This window comes from Kineosporia sp. R_H_3, from assembly GCF_002198675.1.
In the GTDB taxonomy this organism is placed as follows: Bacteria; Actinomycetota; Actinomycetes; order Actinomycetales; family Kineosporiaceae; genus R-H-3.
On record NZ_MWLL01000156.1, the window covers coordinates 1 to 18,010 of the forward strand.

At 75.8% G+C, this 18,010-nt stretch carries 20 protein-coding genes and 1 pseudogene; 11 read left to right on the forward strand and 10 right to left on the reverse strand.

Annotated features, from left to right (window positions below; all coding sequences use genetic code 11):
* Both ECOMGDLI_RS16175 and ECOMGDLI_RS16180 read right to left on the reverse strand, forming a co-directional pair.
* The coding region (locus ECOMGDLI_RS16175) for a helicase-associated domain-containing protein (protein WP_143447738.1) at nucleotides 1-2,095 on the reverse strand (2,095 nt) is incomplete at its 3' end.
* 42 nt (nucleotides 2,096-2,137) lie between these two features.
* Nucleotides 2,138-3,046, reverse strand: a complete 909-nt coding sequence (locus ECOMGDLI_RS16180) for an LLM class flavin-dependent oxidoreductase (protein WP_088317905.1) — start codon at nucleotides 3,044-3,046, stop codon at nucleotides 2,138-2,140.
* A gap of 136 nt (nucleotides 3,047-3,182) precedes the next feature.
* On the opposite strand from ECOMGDLI_RS16180, the gene ECOMGDLI_RS16185 reads away from it, so the two are divergent.
* The 6 genes and pseudogenes from ECOMGDLI_RS16185 to ECOMGDLI_RS16210 all read left to right on the forward strand — a co-directional run bounded on the left by ECOMGDLI_RS16185 (nucleotide 3,183) and on the right by ECOMGDLI_RS16210 (nucleotide 7,915).
* A complete protein-coding gene (locus ECOMGDLI_RS16185) occupies nucleotides 3,183-3,509 on the forward strand; it encodes a hypothetical protein (protein ID WP_143447739.1) in 327 nt (108 codons plus the stop codon).
* Between the two features lie 58 nt (nucleotides 3,510-3,567).
* Nucleotides 3,568-3,900: pseudogene (locus tag ECOMGDLI_RS16190) on the forward strand (PadR family transcriptional regulator); the annotation flags it as partial.
* A gap of 158 nt (nucleotides 3,901-4,058) precedes the next feature.
* A complete protein-coding gene (locus ECOMGDLI_RS16195) occupies nucleotides 4,059-4,628 on the forward strand; it encodes a hypothetical protein (protein WP_088317910.1) in 570 nt (189 codons plus the stop codon).
* Between the two features lie 261 nt (nucleotides 4,629-4,889).
* Nucleotides 4,890-6,542, forward strand: coding sequence for an AMP-binding protein (locus ECOMGDLI_RS16200; RefSeq protein WP_088317920.1), 1,653 nt, complete (start codon nucleotides 4,890-4,892; stop codon nucleotides 6,540-6,542).
* A 171-nt stretch (nucleotides 6,543-6,713) separates the two neighbouring features.
* Nucleotides 6,714-7,385, forward strand: a complete 672-nt coding sequence (locus ECOMGDLI_RS16205) for a hypothetical protein (protein WP_198954914.1) — start codon at nucleotides 6,714-6,716, stop codon at nucleotides 7,383-7,385.
* A complete protein-coding gene (locus ECOMGDLI_RS16210; protein ID WP_088317911.1) occupies nucleotides 7,382-7,915 on the forward strand; it encodes a hypothetical protein in 534 nt (177 codons plus the stop codon). Before ECOMGDLI_RS16205 ends, ECOMGDLI_RS16210 begins: the two co-directional genes overlap by 4 nt.
* 84 nt (nucleotides 7,916-7,999) lie before the next feature.
* Here ECOMGDLI_RS16210 and ECOMGDLI_RS16215 read toward each other — a convergent pair whose 3' ends face one another.
* The 6 genes from ECOMGDLI_RS16215 to ECOMGDLI_RS16240 all read right to left on the reverse strand — a co-directional run bounded on the left by ECOMGDLI_RS16215 (nucleotide 8,000) and on the right by ECOMGDLI_RS16240 (nucleotide 12,819).
* The gene (locus tag ECOMGDLI_RS16215) at nucleotides 8,000-9,010 is read right to left on the reverse strand and encodes a hypothetical protein (RefSeq protein WP_088317912.1); all 1,011 of its coding nucleotides are present in this window, start codon (nucleotides 9,008-9,010) and stop codon (nucleotides 8,000-8,002) included.
* Nucleotides 9,007-9,336, reverse strand: a complete 330-nt coding sequence (locus ECOMGDLI_RS16220) for a PadR family transcriptional regulator (RefSeq protein ID WP_088317913.1) — start codon at nucleotides 9,334-9,336, stop codon at nucleotides 9,007-9,009. Before ECOMGDLI_RS16220 ends, ECOMGDLI_RS16215 begins: the two co-directional genes overlap by 4 nt.
* A 56-nt stretch (nucleotides 9,337-9,392) precedes the next feature.
* Entirely contained in the window at nucleotides 9,393-10,214 is an 822-nt protein-coding gene (locus ECOMGDLI_RS16225; protein ID WP_088317914.1) for an SAM-dependent methyltransferase, read from the reverse strand.
* 189 nt (nucleotides 10,215-10,403) lie between these two features.
* Nucleotides 10,404-11,204, reverse strand: coding sequence for a helix-turn-helix domain-containing protein (locus ECOMGDLI_RS16230; protein WP_088317915.1), 801 nt, complete (start codon nucleotides 11,202-11,204; stop codon nucleotides 10,404-10,406).
* 79 nt (nucleotides 11,205-11,283) lie between these two features.
* Nucleotides 11,284-11,670, reverse strand: a complete 387-nt coding sequence (locus tag ECOMGDLI_RS16235) for a nuclear transport factor 2 family protein (RefSeq protein ID WP_088317921.1) — start codon at nucleotides 11,668-11,670, stop codon at nucleotides 11,284-11,286.
* Nucleotides 11,671-11,790: 120 nt separating this feature from the next.
* Nucleotides 11,791-12,819, reverse strand: a complete 1,029-nt coding sequence (locus tag ECOMGDLI_RS16240; protein ID WP_088317916.1) for an aldo/keto reductase — start codon at nucleotides 12,817-12,819, stop codon at nucleotides 11,791-11,793.
* Between the two features lie 102 nt (nucleotides 12,820-12,921).
* Between ECOMGDLI_RS16240 and ECOMGDLI_RS16245 the strand changes: the two genes are divergently transcribed.
* The 4 genes from ECOMGDLI_RS16245 to ECOMGDLI_RS16260 are packed head-to-tail and all read left to right on the forward strand — an operon-like array spanning nucleotide 12,922 to nucleotide 15,760.
* Nucleotides 12,922-13,308: a MerR family transcriptional regulator gene (locus ECOMGDLI_RS16245; protein WP_088317917.1), complete on the forward strand. Its 387-nt coding sequence runs from the start codon at nucleotides 12,922-12,924 to the stop codon at nucleotides 13,306-13,308.
* Nucleotides 13,309-13,368: 60 nt separating this feature from the next.
* Nucleotides 13,369-13,896, forward strand: a complete 528-nt coding sequence (locus ECOMGDLI_RS16250; protein ID WP_088317918.1) for a SigE family RNA polymerase sigma factor — start codon at nucleotides 13,369-13,371, stop codon at nucleotides 13,894-13,896.
* Nucleotides 13,893-15,062, forward strand: coding sequence for a hypothetical protein (locus ECOMGDLI_RS16255; protein WP_088317919.1), 1,170 nt, complete (start codon nucleotides 13,893-13,895; stop codon nucleotides 15,060-15,062). The genes ECOMGDLI_RS16250 and ECOMGDLI_RS16255 overlap by 4 nt, the downstream gene beginning before the upstream one ends.
* A 32-nt stretch (nucleotides 15,063-15,094) precedes the next feature.
* Nucleotides 15,095-15,760 carry an HAD family hydrolase gene (locus ECOMGDLI_RS16260; RefSeq protein ID WP_233153486.1) on the forward strand — a complete coding sequence of 222 codons (666 nt, stop codon included), beginning with the start codon at nucleotides 15,095-15,097 and terminating at the stop codon, nucleotides 15,758-15,760.
* Between the two features lie 26 nt (nucleotides 15,761-15,786).
* Here the strand turns inward: ECOMGDLI_RS16260 and ECOMGDLI_RS16265 are convergent, their stop codons facing one another.
* A complete protein-coding gene (locus tag ECOMGDLI_RS16265; RefSeq protein ID WP_088289553.1) occupies nucleotides 15,787-16,011 on the reverse strand; it encodes a hypothetical protein in 225 nt (74 codons plus the stop codon).
* Nucleotides 16,012-16,178: 167 nt separating this feature from the next.
* Between ECOMGDLI_RS16265 and ECOMGDLI_RS36455 the strand changes: the two genes are divergently transcribed.
* Nucleotides 16,179-16,559, forward strand: a complete 381-nt coding sequence (locus ECOMGDLI_RS36455) for a cold-shock protein (protein WP_088289555.1) — start codon at nucleotides 16,179-16,181, stop codon at nucleotides 16,557-16,559.
* An 18-nt stretch (nucleotides 16,560-16,577) separates the two neighbouring features.
* Here the strand turns inward: ECOMGDLI_RS36455 and ECOMGDLI_RS16275 are convergent, their stop codons facing one another.
* Nucleotides 16,578-17,996: an MFS transporter gene (locus ECOMGDLI_RS16275; protein WP_369812756.1), complete on the reverse strand. Its 1,419-nt coding sequence runs from the start codon at nucleotides 17,994-17,996 to the stop codon at nucleotides 16,578-16,580.
* Nucleotides 17,997-18,010: the final 14 nt, after the last annotated feature.

The window sequence follows — 18,010 nt, forward strand, 5'->3', positions numbered from 1 at the left end:
CGGAGGTGCTCGCCGACAAGCGGGCCTCGACGCTGCGGCTGCGCCGGCTCGCCCCGACCGTCCTCTCGGCCGCGGGGGCCAGACCCATCGAGCGCAGCACCGACAGCACCGTGTCCGGGCCGGCCTGGGCCGAGACGACGGTCGGGGCGAGCCGGCGCAGCCGCAGCGTCGAGGCCCGCTTGTCGGCGAGCACCTCCGAGAGCGCCGCCTCGTCGTCGCAGCGGATGTACGAGCCGGCCGCCCCGACCCGGACCCGGCCGTGCCGTCGGGCGGTGTCGGTGACGAGGTACTCCAGCGGCTGCGGCACCGGGGTCCGGCTCCAGGCGGTGAGCCCGCTGAGCATGTCGTCGCCGGTGCGGCCGGCGTCCAGGGCCCTGCGCACCGAGGCCGGGGTGAACCGGTAGACGGTCGCACCGCCGCGGCTCTCGACGTCCGCCATGAGGGCGAGGTCGCGGGCGAGCCCCGGCTCGAGCGGGCCCGGGGCGACGGCGGTGAGGTCCGCCTGGAGCAGGACGTGGTCGACCGGCTCCGGCAGGACGGCGGCCAGCGCGTCGGCGGCCGCGGTGAGCGCGTCGGCACTGTCGAGCACCGGTCGCCCGCCCGGACCCGCTGCGGCGGAGGCGGTCTGCGCGTCGGGCGGGCCGAGCAGGGCGCGGCCGTGGTCGGCGAGCGCACCGGCCCCCGTGACGCCGAGCCAGGCTGCCTCGACGAGCGCGCGGTCGACGAGCAACGAGCGCATCCGGCCCGTCCGGCGCGGCGCCGCGGTGTCGACGCGGGCGTGCACGGACGCGGGGTCGACGACGGCCGCGGCGTCCGACGCCGACGCCTTCGCCTCGCCGAGCGTGCGCAGGACGAGCGCGCGCACCTCGGGTGCCGAGGCCCGCTCGACGGTGGGGGACAGGGCCGTGCGGACGGCGTCCCGCTCGTCGCGCGTGCCGACCAGGCCCGGGCAGCGGGTCGTCGTGAGCCAGGCGCCCGCGAGCACCGCCCAGCGGTCGGGCACCTCGAGCGCGAGCCAGGCGTCGAACGCGGGGGTCGGCGCGAAGTGCGGGTCGGCCTCGCCGTCGTCCGCGACGAGCCCCGCCGCGTAGGCGACCTCGACGACGAGCGCCGCGGTGGCGTCGTCCACCTCGAGCGCCTGGGCGGTCCGGCGCTGCTCGCGGACGCCGAGCCCGCCCGAGCGCAGCACCGGCGGCGGGGTCGTGCCCCACAGCTCGCCGAGCGCCTCGACGAGCCGGGCGGCCTCCGCGGCGGCGCCGGCGGCCGTGCCGCGCACCGCGGCCTTCGAGCGGTCCCGGACCGTGAGGGCGGGCGGGCCGGTCACCGGTGTCCGGTGCACCCGGCCGCCGCGCAGCACGAGGCCGACCTCGCGGGGCAGGACGACGTGGCCGGCGTCCGCGACCGCGAGCAGCCCGTGCGCGAGGAGCCACTCGACGGGGCCGGTCGCGCTCGCCGTCCGGACCGCGCGGTCGGCGTCCGGGAGCGCACCGACGGGCGGCCCCCAGACGAGCCGGTCGAGGACGGTGCGGACGCCGTCCGGGGCGCCGGCGAGCAGGGGGTCGAGGGCGTCGGCGGTGCCGAGGTGCTCGGCGAGGCGGGTGAGCGCCGTTTCCGGGTCGCCCGTCGCGGGCAGCCCGAGGTCCTCCAGGAGCTCGGCGAGGCGCGACGGGCTGCGACGGCCGAGCGCCTCCGCGAGCGGCGGGCCGAGGCCGGCGGGGTGGGCGCCGAGCACGTCCCGCGCCGTCCGGACCAGGCGCAGGCCGCGCGGGGTGCCCCAGACGAGGGCGAGGTCGCGCAGGTCGTCGAGGACGTCCCCGGCGGGCGCGCCCCAGCGCCGGCTCACCTCGCCGGTCGTCGTCGGTTCGGGCAGCACCGCGAGCACCTCGACGACCTGCAGCGCGGGGGCGGCGAGCCCGTCGAGCACCCGCTGGACGCTCGCCCGGCTCGTCGCCCGGGCGCCGAGGGTCGTCAGGTCGGCCGGGAGCGGGACGCCCAGGTCGGGACGCCGTGCGAGCAGCCGCGCGAGCGCGCCGTCGTCCCGGCGGCGCAGGTCGTCGGCCAGGCTGCGCGGTGGGTCACGGCGGGCGGGGGGCATCCGCACCACGGTACGCGGTCGGCCCGTGCCCGGTGCCGCGGGTCAGCGCGCGGCGGGCTCGACCGCCTGCAGCGCCGGCAGCAGCGCGGCGACGTCGTCGAGGACCGACTCGGGTGCGTCGTACACGGGCGCGCCGGGCAGCGGCCAGTGCGCGACGACGTCGGTGAAGCCGAGCGCGGCGGCCCGGCCGACGACCTCCTCGAGGTAGCCGGCCGAGACGAGCGCGAAGGTCGGGGCGGCGTCGACGGACAGGTACCGCCGCAGCGTCGCCGGGTCGCGGCCGTCGGCGGCGAGGGCCTCGTCGACCTGGTCGGACAGCCGCGCGACGCCGTCCCACCAGGCGTCGTCGGTGCCGGCCTCGCTGCGCCGCAGGGTGCCCGTCGTGGCCCAGCCCTCACCGCGGCGTACCGCGAGCCGCACCGTCCGGGGGCCGTTCGCCGCGATGACGAACGGCAGCCGGGGGCGCTGCACGCACGCGACCGTGGTCCGGGCGTCGACGGCGCGGTACGCGGGGCCGTCGTGGGTCGTCGCAGCCCCGGTGAGCACCATGTCGAGCACGTCCACGAACTCCTCGAAGCGCGCGGCGCGCTCGCCGGGCGTGAGCTCCGGGCCGCCGAGCACCCGGGCGTCGTGGCCGGTGCCGCCGGCGCCGACACCGAGGACGGCGCGTCCGCCGCTGACGTCGTCCAGGCCCGCGAGCTCGCGGGCGAACGGCACCGGGTGCCGGTAGTTCGGGGACGCCACCCACGTGCCCAGCGGCACCCGGGTCGTCACGGTGGCCGCCGCGACGAGGGTGGGAACCGTTGCGCCCCAGGGGGTTCCCTCGAGCGGGTCCCATGTGAGGTGGTCGTAGGTCCAGAGGTGGTCGTAGCCGTCCGCCTCGGCCCGCCGCCACTGGTCGGCCTGCTCGGACCACGGACGCTGGGGAAGGATGATGAGACCGATGCGCACGGCGCGACGCTACCGGGTCTGGTCCGGGAGGCGTCCGGTGCGAGAGGATCCCGCCGGCAGGGCGACCTGCCCGTCGCCGCCCCGACGTCGCCCGCGGACCGCCGCCCGGTGGTCCCGCCCGTCGACAGGAGCGGTCATGACCCCGGCAGCAGTGCCCCTCGGCCCGTCCTCACCCGTGCGCGTCGCCGACGAGGCCGCCTGGCGGCCGCTCGAGGTGTGGTCCGTCCTCTGCCTCGTCGGTGGCGCCTACGCCGTCCCGCTCGTGCTCCCGACGCTCGGGGCGCTCCTGGCGACGCTGTCCTCGGGGTGGCGGCCGCGGACCCGGGTCGCGGTGGCGGTCGCCGTGCTCGCGCCGTTCGGGCTGCTGCCGGTCTCGGGCGTCGCGGTCGTCGTCGCGCAGACCGTCACCGCGACCGTGTCGGGCGTCCTGCTCGCGCTCGCGCTGCGCCGTCCGGCGGACTGACGCCGTCCGGACCGACGGATGCTTGCGTCGCACGGTACCGATGGCTACCTTGTGACGCATGGAACCGGGTGAGGCACGGCAGGTGCTGCCCCAGCTGCGCCGCGGCGCGCTGGAGTACTGCGTGCTCGCCCTGCTCCGCGGGCAGCCGCGCTACGGGTTCGACCTCGTGCGCGAGCTCAGCGAGGCCGACGGCCTGCTCACGAGCGAGGGCACGATCTACCCGCTGCTCTCGCGGTTGCGCAAGGACGGTCTCGTCACGACGACGTGGCAGGAGTCGGACGCCGGCCCGCCGCGGCGCTACTACGCGCTGACGGCGGACGGGCGCTCGGCGTTGGAACGCTTCGTCGTCGACTGGCGTCGGTTCCGCGACGGTGTCGACCGGGTCCTCGGGACGACGCCGGCGCCCGGCCCGGGGAGGGGACGGGTCGCCACGGCGGCCGACGGTACGGACGGCGGCCAGGTCGGCACCGTCACCAGCAGCACTGGCGCGGGCGGGCAGCCCGGCCCCGGGAGGAGCGAATGATGTCGGTTGGCCTGGACCATCCGGAGGTGACGCGGTTCCTCGCGCGCCTCGACGAGGCGGCGGCCGCGCTGCCGCCGGGGCGCCGCGAGGAGCTCGTCGCGGAGATCCGCGACCACCTGCGGGACGCGCTGTCGGTCGGCGCGGGCGACGAGGCCGCCCTCCGGGAGACGCTCGACCGGCTCGGCGACCCGGCGGACATCGTCGCCGCCGAGGCGGACGGCGCGCCACCCGCGGCGGCCGCCGCACCCGTCACGCCCGTCTGGCAGACCGGCCCGCCCGGGCAGCAGCCGTGGCCGGCGCCACGGGTCTCGCCCTGGGGCGGGCTGGAGATCGCCGCGGTGCTGCTGCTCACGGCGGGGACGGTCGTCGTCCCGGTCGTCGGGCCGCTCGTCGGGCTCGTCCTCGCCTGGGTCTCCGAGCGCTGGACCCGTCGCGAGAAGGTCGTCGCGACGGTGCTCACGATGCTGCCGGTGGCCGTGCTCGTCGCCGGCGCGCTCGCCGTCCTCGTCGCGGTGCCGACGAGCTCGACCACCACGTACGACCAGTCCGTCCCGGCGCCGGTCGTCGCGACCGAACCCGCCGTCCCCGCGCCCTGACCCGTCTGCCCTCCGGAGGAACGTCGTGTTCATCGGCTCGTTCGTCGTCCTGCCCGTGCTGGCCCTCGCCCTGATGGGCCCCGTCATCGCCGGTGCTTACCTCGCCGTCCGGCTCAACCGCCGCGGCGCCTGACCCCCGCCGGGCGGCCGCGGCGGCGGGACGGCGTCCGCTGTCCAGAAACTGCACTACCGGCGTGGCGCCGGCCGGGTGAGGATGGTCGTCGCCCGACGACGACGTCCCGGCCCCGGAGGTTCGCTGTGCTGAGCAAGCCCCTGCCCTCGTACTCCTCCTCGACCGCCGACGTCCCGCTGCTCGGCGAGACCATCGGCGCCAACCTCGAGCGCACCGTCGCCCGGTACGGCGACCGGGAGGCGCTCGTCGACTGCGCGACGTCGCGGCGCTGGACGTACAACGAGCTCGACATCGCCGTGGACCAGGTGGCGCTCGGGCTGCTCGCGATGGGTGTCACCAAGGGGGACCGGGTCGGGATCTGGTCGCCGAACTGCGCGGAGTGGATGTTCGTCCAGTACGCGACGGCGAAGATCGGTGCGGTCCTCGTCAACGTCAACCCGGCGTACCGGGCGCACGAGCTGACGTTCGTCGTCAACCAGTCCGGCATGCGGGTGCTCGTCAGCGCGGTCGAGCACAAGGGGAGCGACTACCGGGCGATGGTGGAGTCGGTCCGCGGCGACTGCCCCGCGCTGGAGCAGGTCGTGCACATCGGCGAGCAGTCGTGGGCCGACCTCGTCGAGGCGGGTGGCCGGGCCGACCACCACCGGCTCGACGAGGTGATGGCGACCCTGTCGTTCGACGACCCGATCAACATCCAGTACACGTCCGGCACGACGGGCTTCCCCAAGGGCGCGACGCTCTCGCACCACAACATCCTCAACAACGGCTACTTCGTCACCGAGGTGCTCGGGTTCACCGTGGAGGACCGGGTCTGCCTGCCGGTGCCGTTCTACCACTGCTTCGGGATGGTCATGGGCAACCTCGGGGCGACCTCCCACGGGGCCTGCGTCGTCATCCCGTCGCCGTCGTTCGACCCCGGGCTGACGCTCAAGGCCGTGCAGGAGGAGCGGTGCACGGCGCTCTACGGCGTCCCGACGATGTTCATCGCCGAGCTGTCGCACCCGGACTTCGCCGCGTTCGACACCTCGACGCTGCGCACCGGGATCATGGCCGGCTCGCCGTGCCCGGTCGAGGTCATGAAGCGCGTCGTCGACGAGATGCACATGGCCGAGGTGACGATCGCCTACGGGATGACCGAGACCTCTCCGGTGTCGACGATGACGCGCCGCGAGGACGACCTCGACCGGCGGACGTCGACCGTCGGCACCGTGATGCCGCACGTCGAGGTGAAGATCGTCGACCCGGCGACGGGTCTGGAGGTGCCGCGGGGCACGGCCGGCGAGCTGTGCACCCGCGGGTACTCCGTGATGCTCGGCTACTGGGACGAGCCGGCGAAGACCGCCGAGTCGATCGACGCCGCGGGGTGGATGCACACCGGCGACCTCGCGGTGATGGACGCGGCCGGCTACGTGAACATCTCCGGCCGGATCAAGGACATGGTGATCCGCGGCGGGGAGAACATCTACCCGCGCGAGATCGAGGAGTTCCTCTACAGCCACCCGGACATCGCCGACGTCCAGGTCGTCGGCGTCCCCGACGTGCGGTACGGCGAGGAGCTCATGGCCTGGGTCGTCATGAAGGCGGGCCGGGAGGCGCTCACCGCGGAGGCGGTGCGGGCGTTCTGCGCCGACCAGCTCGCGCACTACAAGGTGCCGAGGTACGTGCACGTCGTCGACGGCTTCCCGATGACCGTCACCGGCAAGGTCCGCAAGGTCGAGATGCGGGCGCAGGCCGTGGAGATCCTCGGCCTCCAGGACGCCGCAGCGGTCCGGCACGCCTGACGCGACGGCCCCGCGGGGGCGACCAGGATCAGCACGAGGGGTGTGAGAACCGGCCCCCGGGGTACTGGGACGACGCCCCGGGGTGCGGTCGGCGGTGCCGGGGGGCACCGCCGGCCGTCACCGGGCAGTGCCGGCGCAGCCCCGCGCCGCCCGTCCCTCAAGGAGACCGTCATGAGACCCCTCGTCTGGGTGCTCGTCGTCCTCGTCGTCCTCGCGGTGGTCGCCGCGGTGGCCTGGACCGTCGTGCAGGGCCGGCGCCGCGCCGCGCTGCAGTCGCGGTTCGGCCCCGAGTACGACCGCGCCGTCGCGCAGTCCGGTGGCCGGCGCGCCGCCGAGTCGCAGCTCGCAGAGCTCGCCGACCGGCGCGACCAGCTCGACGTCCGTGACCTCGACCCCGAGGCCAAGGCCCGGTACGACGCGCAGTGGGCCGGTGTGCAGGCCCGGTTCGTCGACGAGCCCGGCCAGGCGGTCGCCGACGCCGACGGCCTCGTCACGGCCGTCATGCGTGACCGGGGGTACCCGGTCGAGGACTTCTCCGAGCGTGCCGCGATGCTGTCGACCGACCACGCGGACGTCGTGGAGCACTACCGCGCCGCGCACGACGCCCACGCCCGGCACATGCAGTCCGGTGCGGCCGACACCGAGGACCTGCGCCAGGCGTTCGTCCACTACCGCTCGCTCTACGGCGCGCTGACGGGCACCGCGGCCGACGCCGACGTGCGTCGTCCGAGCGACGACGCGACCCACTCCCCGTACGTCGTCGACGTCCGGGACGGATCCGCGCCCGACGGCAGCACCTGGTCGACCGACGAGGCCCTCGGCCGCCGGGAGGTCCGCCCGTGAGCACCCACGAGGACAGGACCGTCGCGATGCCCGTGACCCGACCCGAGGTCGGGCGCGAGCCAGGGCTCCCCGACGAGTGGGCGACCGACGACCGGCAGCCTGGTGAGCGGGCGACCGACGAGGGCATGCCGCCGGCCGACGCACCCGCGCAGACCGGCAGCCATGTGGCCGGCGCCGCGACCGAGCAGGCGGCGGGAGACGACCGGCTCACCCGGCTCGGCGGCCCGGACGGCCACGACGAGCCCGGCTGGCGCTCGGAGCTCACCACGGCGTCGAGGCCCGGCTCGGTCGGTGCGGACGGCGCGGCCGCGGACGACGCCTGGCGCCGGCTCGCCGGTGACTTCGTCGACGACCCGCGGCACGCCGTCGAGCAGGGCCGGATCCTCGTGCAGCAGGCCGTCGACGCGATGATGGCCAAGGCCGGCATCGGCCCGGACGGTGTCGCAGGGGACGGCCAGGGCGACACGGAGAACCTGCGCCTGGCGTTCCGCCGCCTGCGGGACCTGCACCGCTCGGTGAGCGGCATCTGAGTCAGGCTCTCTGACCCCGGACCGGGGTCAGCGTGGAGGATCCCGCGGCGGTGTGCCGCGGGATCCTCCACGCTCCTGCGTCTTCTAGGCCCGGACCGTGCGGCTGCGGAGTCGGACCGCCGTCATCAGCAGTCCCAGGGACAACGGGATCGCGAGCAGGGCGGCGAACGGCAGCAGGTCGGACGGCCTGAGCATCCACGCACCAGGTTCCCGTGCCGCGATCCCGGCATGGGTGACCACGATCCACGTGCCTCCCACCACGACGGCGGTCGTGAGGATGCCAGGACGGTTCCATACGGTCACCAGCCCCAGGCCGAGGGCCGCGCACGTCGCAACGGTGGCGAGGCCGCCGAGCGAGGCCAGTCCGAAGACCGAGTAGAAGCCGTGACCGGTGAACTCCCATGCGGTGCCGCTGGACTGCGACGCCGCCGCCGTTCGCAGGATCTGCGTCGCCCCGGTCGCCGTCCCGGCCAGCACGGCTGCGCCGACGACGACGCGGAGCCTGCGGGAGGCGTCCGGCCATGCCACCGCGGCGACGGCCCCGAAGACCGTCAGCCCGCCGAGCAACCCGACCCGGGCCTGCGGAAGCCCGGTCAGCGCGCTGAGGACGGCGACGAGGGCGGGCGCCGCGGCCGCAGCGGCGAAAGCCCGCCGTGCCGTGCGCGCCCGGCCCGCCAGCGCCACGCCGAGTGCCACGAGCCACACGACGTGGACGAGGACGGCGGTCGTCGTGAGCCCGAGCAAGGGCTCGGGACCCCACACGGTCGGCGTCCCCGTGAGGACGGGCGCCAGCTCGCCGAAGCCGAGGCCCAGCACGGCGAGGACGGCGCCGCTCACCACTGCGGCCGGGCCGAGCGCCGCGAACGAACGGAGCAGCGCGTCGTCGCGGCGGCACGCCTGCAGCCTCGACCGCCACTGCGTCGTCGCGTGCCCGAGCGTCGAGAGCGCTTCTCGCGCAGTCGGTCCGGTGCGGCCCTCGGCCTCGGCGGCGTCGAGCATGACGCCGAGCATCGCGTCGCCGTTCTCCGCCTGCCACTGCGCCGGGTAGAGCGCGAGCAGCCGGCGGAAGCGCCACGGGGTCGGGTCGGCGCTCACGCGGTCGCCCCGCGCAGCCGCAGCGCGGCGGTCGTCGACTCGGCGAGGCGCCGCAGCCGGGCGGCCTGCTCGGCGAGAACCGTTGCGCCGTCGGGGGTCAGCTCGTAGTACCGGCGCAGCCGGCCGTCGACGACCTCCTCGCGGGCGACGGCGACGTGGCCGTCGGAGAGCAGGCGGTCGAGGGCGCCGTAGAGGGTGCCCGGGCGCAGCCTGACCCGGCCGTCGGAGAGGTCCGCGACCTCGGTGATGAGGGCGTACCCGTGCCGCGGGCCGCTCGACAGGGCGGTGAGGAGGTAGACCGTGGGGTCGCGCATCTCGGTGACCATGGCGGAACCATAGTCAGCGCGCCGATATATGTCACGTGCCGATCTATGCGGCTCGGTCAGGCCTTGCGGGCCACCCCGCCCAGCGCCGGGGACTTGGTGCGCGGGGCGTCCGGGTCGTCGTCCGGGCGCCAGTCGTGGAGCGTGACGACACCGGGCTCGACGAGCTCGAGGCCCTCGAAGAACGCCGCGATCTCCTCGTGGGTGCGGCGCTTCATCGACGTCGCGACCTTCTCGTTGTACTGGGCGGTGGCCCGGTTCGCGATGCCGCTCTCGTCGACCGCGGGGTGCGAGACGACGAGGTAGCTGCCCGCGGGGAGCTCGGCGAGCATCGAGCGGACGATCGCGTACGGGTCCTCCTCGTCCGTGATGAACTGGAGCGTCATGAGGATGATCAGCGCGACGGGCTCGGAGTAGTCGAGCGTGCGGGCGGCCTCGCGCATGATGTTCGCGGGGTCGCGCATGTCGGCGTGGACGTAGTCGACCGTGCCGGGCTCGCCCGTCAGCAGCGCGTGCGCGTGGACGTTGACGATCGGGTCGTTGTCGACGTACACGACCTTCGTGCCGGGCTGGGCGGCCTGGGCCACCTCGTGGACGTTGTCCGCGGACGGCAGGCCGGTGCCGACGTCGAGGATCTGCCGGATGCCGGCCTCGCCGACGAGGAACCGCACGACCCGCTTGAGGAAGGCCCGGTTGCTCCGGACGCCTTCGACGATGCCGGGGTTGAGGGCGATGACCTTCTCCGCGGCCTCCTTGTCGGCCGGGTAGTTGTCCTTGCCGCCGAGCCAGTAGTCGTAGACCCGGGCCGGGTGCGCGACCGTCACGTCGATCGCCGGACGTGCCGTCTCCACCCCGCCGTGACCGGTTGGTTCAGCGTTCATGGGGACCGTCCTGTTTCGCCTCGAATGAACCTCGACGTCGCGAGCATAGCCAGCGTCCGTTTGGCCGAGGAAGCCCGTTCCGGTCACGGGTCGATACCACTGTCAGTGCCGAATCGGGCGCTCTCGGTCATGACCACGGATCGTGTTCGTGGCACTGCGTGAAGATACGGCCCTGGTGGACGCGCAGAGTCACCGTGCGAGCGCGGCTGCCGTGGCGTCGTCCGCGGGGTAGAAGGCCTCGACGACGAGCTCGGAGACGGTGACGTCGAGCGGTGTCCCGAACATCGTCACGGTGCTCACGAAGGCGAGCACCCGGCCCTCGTGGCGGAGCACCATCGGCACGGCCGGGTCGCCCGGGCGGCTGCCCGCGACGGTCACGCCGTCCGGGACGCGGTAGCCACGGACCTCACGCAGCAGCGCCTCGAGCCGCGCGTCGGCCGAGAGGTCGACCTGCTGACGGAGCCGGGCGAGCAGGTGCTCGCGCCACTGCGCCGCGTTGAGCACCCGGCGGACGAGGCCCCCGGGGTGCAGCGCGACCCGCAGCGCGTTGACCGGCGGCTCGAGGAGCTCGGGGGCCACCCCCGCCGTGAGCAGCGCGAGCCCGTCGGTCGCGTCGACGAGGTTCCAGTACCGGTCGACGACGAGCGCGGGGTACGGCTCGTGCCCGCGCAGGACGTGCCGCACGGCGTTGCGGACGGCGGACAGCCGCGGGCTGTCGAGCTCGGTCTCGTCGTAGACGGGGGCGTACCCGGCGGCGAGGAGCAACCGGTTGCGTTCGCGCAGCGGCAGGCCGAGGTGCCCGGCGAGGTGCAGCACCATCTCCCGGCTCGGCTGCGAGCGGCCGGTCTCGACGAACGACAGGTGCCGGGTCGAGACGCCCGCCGCCGTCGCCAGGTCGAGCTGGGTGAGCCGCCGCCGGCGCCGCCACTCGCGCAGCAGGTGGCCGAGCGGCGGTGTCCCCGCGTCCGCGCGGTCGGTCGCCTGGCTCATCGGGGCTCCTCGTCGGTCGTCGTCCGGCGTGCGCCCCAGCCTCTCCGGCCGGGGCGCACGCCGTCCATGACGTCCGAGGTCATGCCGCGCGGAAGAAGCCCGTCACGTCGGCGAGCCGGCCGTCGGCCGCGAGCACGGCGACGTCCAACCCGTGCGCCACGGGTGCGACCCCGTCGGGGCGCACGAGGTCCCAGTGCCACAGCAGCCGGTCGTGGTGCTCCTCGACGGAGCCGGTCGCGACGAAGCGGCAGCCCGGGTAGGCGCCGTGCACCCCGGCGATCATCGCGTCGACCTCGTCGTGGCCCCGGGCGGCGAACATCGGGTCGGCGTAGGCGGCGTCGTCGGCGAACACCTCGCGCACGAGGCTGCGGCGGGCAGCGGCGTCCGTCTCGTTCCAGGTCGCGATGTACTGCGCCACAAGGGCTTGCGCCCGGTCCGTCTGCGGCGTCGGTGTCTGCGTGGTCATCCCGGTCTCCCTGCTGCGGTCGTGCGGCCGGTCCGTCCGGCCGTCGTGGGACGACCTTCGCGCGACCGGCCGCGCGCCGTCGATGACGTGAGAGGTCATGCGCCGCAACAGGTCCGGCCGTCAGCCGCCGAGCAGACGCGAGACCTCGGCGAGCTGCGCCGGCGTCAGCGGGCCGTGCGCGAGCGCCCCGGCGTCCGCCTCCGCCTGGGCGACGGTCCGGACGCCGGGGATCGGCACCGTGACCGGGCTGCGGGCCCAGATCCAGGCCAGCGCGCCCTGGGCGAGGGTCCGTCCGCCGGACGTGAGCACCTCCCGGACCGCCGCGATCCGGCGGAGCCACTCGGGGTTCGGCCGGCCGTCGACGAAGTACCGCATCCACGCGGCGCCGCCGGCCCGGACGTCGTCCGCCGCGAAGGCCGCACCGTCGTCGTACTTGCCGGTGAGCAGACCCATCCCGAGGGGGCCGCGGTCGATGCTCGCCAGGCCTGCCTGCTCGCAGAACGCGAGCATCTCCGGGTTGTCCTCGAGCACGTTGAGCTGGTGCTGGACGGCGGTGCACGCCGGCCCGGCGGCGAACCGGCGGGCCCGCGCGAGGTCGTCCGTGCTCCAGCCGTACGCCCGGACGCTGCCGGCCGCGACGAGGTCCTCGAGGACGGCGCGGACGTCGTCGGAGACCGCCGGGTCGAGGTCGCCGACATGGAGCTGGAAGAGGTCGACCCGGTCGGTGCCGAGGCGGCGCAGGCTCGCCGCGAGCGAGGCGCGGACGTCGTCCGGCGTCACCGCGAGGCCCTCGACGCGCCGCTCGCCGTCCCGGACGCCGTACCCGAACTTCGTCGCGAGGACGACGTCGTCCCGCCGGCCCGCGACCGCGCGGCCGAGGACCCGCTCGCTGTGCCCGGCGCCGTAGTTCGCGGCGGTGTCGAAGAACGTCACCCCGGCGGCCATCGCGGCGTGCAGCGCGCGGACCGACTCGTCGTCGTCCACCGCGCCCCAGCCGGCCTGGGAGCCGCCCATCGTCCACGGGCCGCCGATCGCCCAGCAGCCGATGCCGAGCGCGCTCACCTCGATGCCGCTGCGGCCGAGGGTGCGGGTTGCCGTCCAGCTCCGGGCCTCGTTCTGCGTCTCGTTCTGCGTCTCGTTCTGCGTCATGACGGCGACGCTAGGACCTGGAGCGCGCTCCACCTCAAGCCCTGACCCGGCCCTGACCCGGAACGTTGACCTGGACCGCGCTCCAGGTCCTACGGTCGAGGCATGAGCCAGCCAACCGCGGCCCGGGACGGCCTGAGCGTCGGCGAGGCGGCCCGCGAGGCCGGCGTGAGCATCGACACCCTGCGTTACTACGAGCGCGAGCACCTGCTGCGCACCGAGCGGACGCCGAGCGGGCACCGCCGCTACTCCCCGGGCGACCTGGAGTGGATCGCCGTCCTCACGTGCCTGCGCGAGACCGGGATGCCGATCCGGCGGATGCGCGAGTTCGCGACGCTCGTCGGGGAGGACGACGACGCGACGATCGGCGCCCGCATCGACCTGCTCGCCGAGCACCGTGAGGACGTCCTGCGCCGGATCCGCGAGCTCGAGGCGAACCTCGCGCACGTCGAGGGGAAGATCGCCTACTACCGGGGGCGGTCGGCCGGCTGACGCCCGCGACCGGGCAACCTCGGACGGGGTCCAGGCACTTCTAGAGGGCAGGAGGTGGCCGTGGACGAGGGTCCGCCGGGGTTCCGCGAGTTCGTCGCGACGCGCTCGCCCGCGCTGCTGCGCCTCGCGTGGATGCTCACGCTCGACGCGGGCGCCGCGGAGGACCTCCTGCAGACAGCGCTGGCCCGCACCTGGCCGCACTGGGACCGGGTCGCGGCGGGCCGGCCGGAGGCGTACGTCCGGCAGGTCATGGTGCGGACCGCCGGCTCGTGGCGGCACCTGCGCTGGCGCGGCGAGGTCCCCGCGGGGCGGCTGCCGGAGGTCGCGGGCGGCGACCCGACAGGCGGTCACGACGACCGCGTCGTCCTCGCGCAGGCGCTCGCGGCCCTGCCGCCGGGGCAGCGGCAGGTCGTCGTCCTGCGCTACTACGCGGACCTGTCCGAGCGGGAGGTCGCCGGCCTCGTCGGCTGCTCGGTCGGCACGGTGAAGAGCCAGGCGTCCAAGGGGCTCGCCCGGCTGCGCGCCGGCCTCGCCGGGCCGACCTCCCCGGTGCTCGCCGACGTCCTCGAGGAGGGCCGCCCGACATGACCGACGACCTGCCCCGGACGCGCGGGGAGCGGCCCGGCGCCGACCCGCTGGTCGCCCTGCTCCGGGAGCTGCCACCGGACCTGCCCGACGTGCCCGACCGGTTCGAGCGGGTGCGCGCCGCCCGGGCCGGGCGCCGCCGGCGGGCGGTCCTGCTCGCGGCTGCCGCGGTCGTCGCCGTCGTCGGTACGGCAGGGGTGCTCGCCCGGGGCGCCGGGGCGCCGTCGTTCCTCGACCCCGGCCCTGCCGCCGCGACCGACGCGTCGACCTGCCCGCAGGTCTACGGGGCCGGCGGGGTCGACAGCGTCGACAGGGCCGGCCACCCGTGGGTGCCCGGGTCGCCGTCCGTGCCGGACGGTGGCGACCGGCTCGTGCCGCAGGCGGTGCCGCAGCGGGCGCTGCTCTGCCGGTACGCGCCGGCGGACGGCGCGGAGTTCAGGGCCGGGGCGACGGCGTGGGCCGGGCCCGCGCTGGCCGGCTCCGTCGTGCTCGTGGGACCGCTCGACACCCTCGCGGGCGACCTCACCTGGCTGCCCGAGGAACGGCTCGGCGCACCGCGCGCCTGCACCGCCATGGGCGGGCCGACCACCCGGTTCCTCCTCGGCCTGACCTACCCGGACGGCGTCGTCTGGGTCGCGGGGTCGGCGGACCCGAACGGCTGCGACCGGAGCTGGAACGGCCGGTTCGCGACGGGCACGAACCTCGGCCGCCAGCTCGCCGCGACGTTCGATGCGAAGACGTGGGTCGGCGGGGAGGCCTGGGCGGTCGACTACTCCGCCGAGGCCGGGCCGTGCTGGGCGCCCCGCTCGGGGCGGCTCGGGCAGGGCCGGGACCTGGTGCCCGCCGGTGCGACGTCGCTGCGGGTCTGCAGGGAGGACGTCGCAGGGACCTCGCCGACCTGGACGAGCGTCGAGCCCGCGGAGTACGACCGGCTGCTCGGGCTGCTCGACGACCTGCGCACCTCGGAGTGGGACTCGTCGTGCAGCATGCTCGACCCGGACGCGCCGACACGGACGACCTACGAGCTGCGGTTCGACTACCCGGCGGGGCCTCCCGTCGTCGTCCGGGTGGACCCCTCGTGCAGGCCCGCGGTGATGTCCGGTGACCGCGCGGCGGACGACGCGGGCCCGCTCGTCCCGGAGATCGAGCGGCTGCTCGCGGCGGGCTGAACGGCGGGCTGAACGGCCCGTACGCTCGACACGTGCAGCCCCCTCCCACCGGTCCGGTCGTCGGCTTCGACCTCGACATGACGCTCGTCGACTCCGCGAGCGGGATCGTCGCGACGATCACGGCCGCCTGCGCGGAGGTCGGGGTGAGCGTCGACCCGGAGGCCGCCCGGCGGTTCATCGGGGTGCCGCTCGAGGACACGCTGCGGGTGATCGCGCCGGACGTCGACCCGGTCGCCACGGCGGACCGGTACCGGGCGCTGTACCCGCAGACCGGGATCCCGCCGATCACCCTGCTGCCGGGTGCGGCCGAGGCGTTCGAGACGGTCCACGCACTCGGCGGGCGGGTGCTCGTCGTCTCGGCGAAGGTCGAGCCGGCGGTGCGGCGGGTCCTCGAGCACGTCGGGCTGAACGCCGGGGTGCACGCGCCCGACCTCGTCGTCGGCGGGCTCTTCGCCGCCGCCAAGGGCGTCCGGCTGGCGGCCGAGCACGCCGACGTCTACGTCGGCGACCACCCCGGCGACGTCGAGGCGGCGCAGGTGGCCGGGGCGGTCTCGGTGGCCGTCGCGACCGGCCCGCACCCCGCGGCCGACCTCGCGGCCGCCGGGGCGGACGTCGTCCTGCCGGACCTCACCGGGTTCCCGGCGTGGCTGCGGGCCTGGGCGGACGACGCGGCGCAGCGGACCGAGCGCGCGGGCTGAGCCCGGCGCGGACGCTGCGGGGCGGGTCAGTCCCGGCGGTGCGCGCGGGCCTGGACGACGAGGCCGGAGAACGAGATCGCGAAGCCGATCGGGCTCAGCAGGGCGAGCCCGACGAGCCACAGCGGCGCGTCACCCGTGCGGGCGAAGAACACCATGACGAGCGCGAGCACGAGGATCCCGACGAGGAACACGATGCCGCCGCCCATGACGAGGCGGTCGGCGAGGGTGCGCTGCGGCGGCGTCGACGTCACCGCCCCAGCGTACGACGGCGGGCCGCAGCGTCCCGCCGGGACCGGCAGGGGACGAACCGGGGCCAACCGCCCTGCGAAACCTCTTGCGCCTGCCGATAGCCTTCTCGGGCACAACCGGTTGCCGGTGCGTGCTGCCGGCGAGGGATCTGCGCGATCGAGGGTGTGACGTGCCTACAGGCAAGGTGAAGTGGTACGACGACGACAAGGGCTTCGGCTTCCTTGCGAACGACGACGGCGGCGACGTCTTCGTCCATGCGTCGGCGCTGCCTGCGGGTGTGTCCCTCAAGCCCGGTGCCAAGGTCGAGTTCGGTGTCGCGGAGGGCAAGCGCGGGCTGCAGGCGCTGTCCGTGCGCGTGCTCGAGCCGGTGCCGTCGGTCGTCAAGGCCACCCGCAAGCCGCCGGAGGACATGGTCGTCATCGTCGAGGACCTCATCAAGCTCCTCGACGACCTCGGCAACGGGCTGCGCCGCGGGCGGTACCCGGACAAGTCGCACGCGTCGAAGGTCTCGGCGGTGCTCCGCGCGGTCGCGGGGGACCTCGAGGCCTGACGCGCCGCGCCGGGCGGGTCAGGCCGGGCGGGCCCGGCGGCTGCCGCCGTCCCGCCGGGTGCGGCCCGCGAGGGTGAGCGCCGAGGCGAACCCGGACGCCGCCGTCCCGACCGCGGCGATGCCCAGGCCCCACGGCCCGGACAGCGGCAGCACGAGCCCGACGAAGCCGCCGGCGACCCAGGCGAGCTGGAGCACCGTCTCGGAACGCGCGAACGCCGACGTGCGGACCTCCTCCGGGACGTCGACCTGGACGAGCGCGTCCAGGCAGAGCTTGGCGAGCGACTGCGCGGTGCCCGCGACGAGCGCCACGGCGAAGACGGGCCACGGCCCGTAGGCCAGCGCCGCCCAGGCGGCGGCCAGCGCCGTCCCGGCGAGGGTGACGACGACGAGCCGCTCGGTGTCGACGCGCCGCAACCGGTTGCCGAGCACCGTGCCGAGGCCGCCGCCGACCGCGGCGAGCGCGACGACGACCGCGACGGCCGTCGTCTGGCCGAAGCCCGGGAGCGGGTCGGTGCGCAGCCGGAACGCGAGGAACAGCGTGAGGAAGCCGGTGAAGGCCCGCACCGTCGCGTTCCCGCGCAGCGCGAGCACGACCCGCGGGCCGATGCTGCGGCGGCCCCGCCCGCTCGCGGCGTCGGGGGCGGACGCCGCCCGGTCCGCTCCGGGGTCGCCGTCCGGCGCGCCGTCGTCCACGGCCGTGCTGTCGGCGTCCGTGCCCGACGACAGCAGCGCCCCCACCTCGCCCTCGCCGACGTCGACGACGGGCGGCAGGGCCAGGGCGAGGACGACGCCCGCGGCGAGCACGACGAACGCCAGCCTCAGCGACCACTGCGGCCCGGCCCACGCGGTGACGCCGACCCCGATCGGCGCGGCGACGACCATCGCCGCGACGCCGGCGAGCGAGATCCGCGAGTTCGCCGCGACGAGCCCGATGCCGCCCGGCAGGACGCGGGGGACCGCGGCCGCACGGGTCACGTGGTACGCCTTCTGCCCCACGAGGAAGCCGAACGCCGCGAGGTAGAACGACAGCGGCGTCGCGGCCGCCGCCGTCGCACCGACCGCCCCGGCCATGACCCAGGCGAGGAACGAGCGCACGAGCATCGTCGTCGCGAGCGCGTACCGCCGGCCGTGCCGGACCCGGTCGAGCAGCGGGCCGATGACCGGCGCGAGGAGGACGAACGGCACCATCGTCACGAGCAGCGAGGTCGCGACCCTGCTGCGGGCCTCCTCGGTGGGGACGGCGAAGAACACGGTGCTCGCGAGCGCGGTCGCGACGAGGGCGTCCCCCGCGGTCTGGACGATGTGCAGCTCGAGCACCCTGGCGAGCCCGGACTCCCCGGCGCCGCCCGCGTGGGTCGCCGAGCGGACGGCGCGGATCCCGCCGCGGGCGGCCCGGGCCGATGCCTGCGCGGTGGCCCGGCCGGCCCGGCGGGCCACCGCGCAGGCATCGG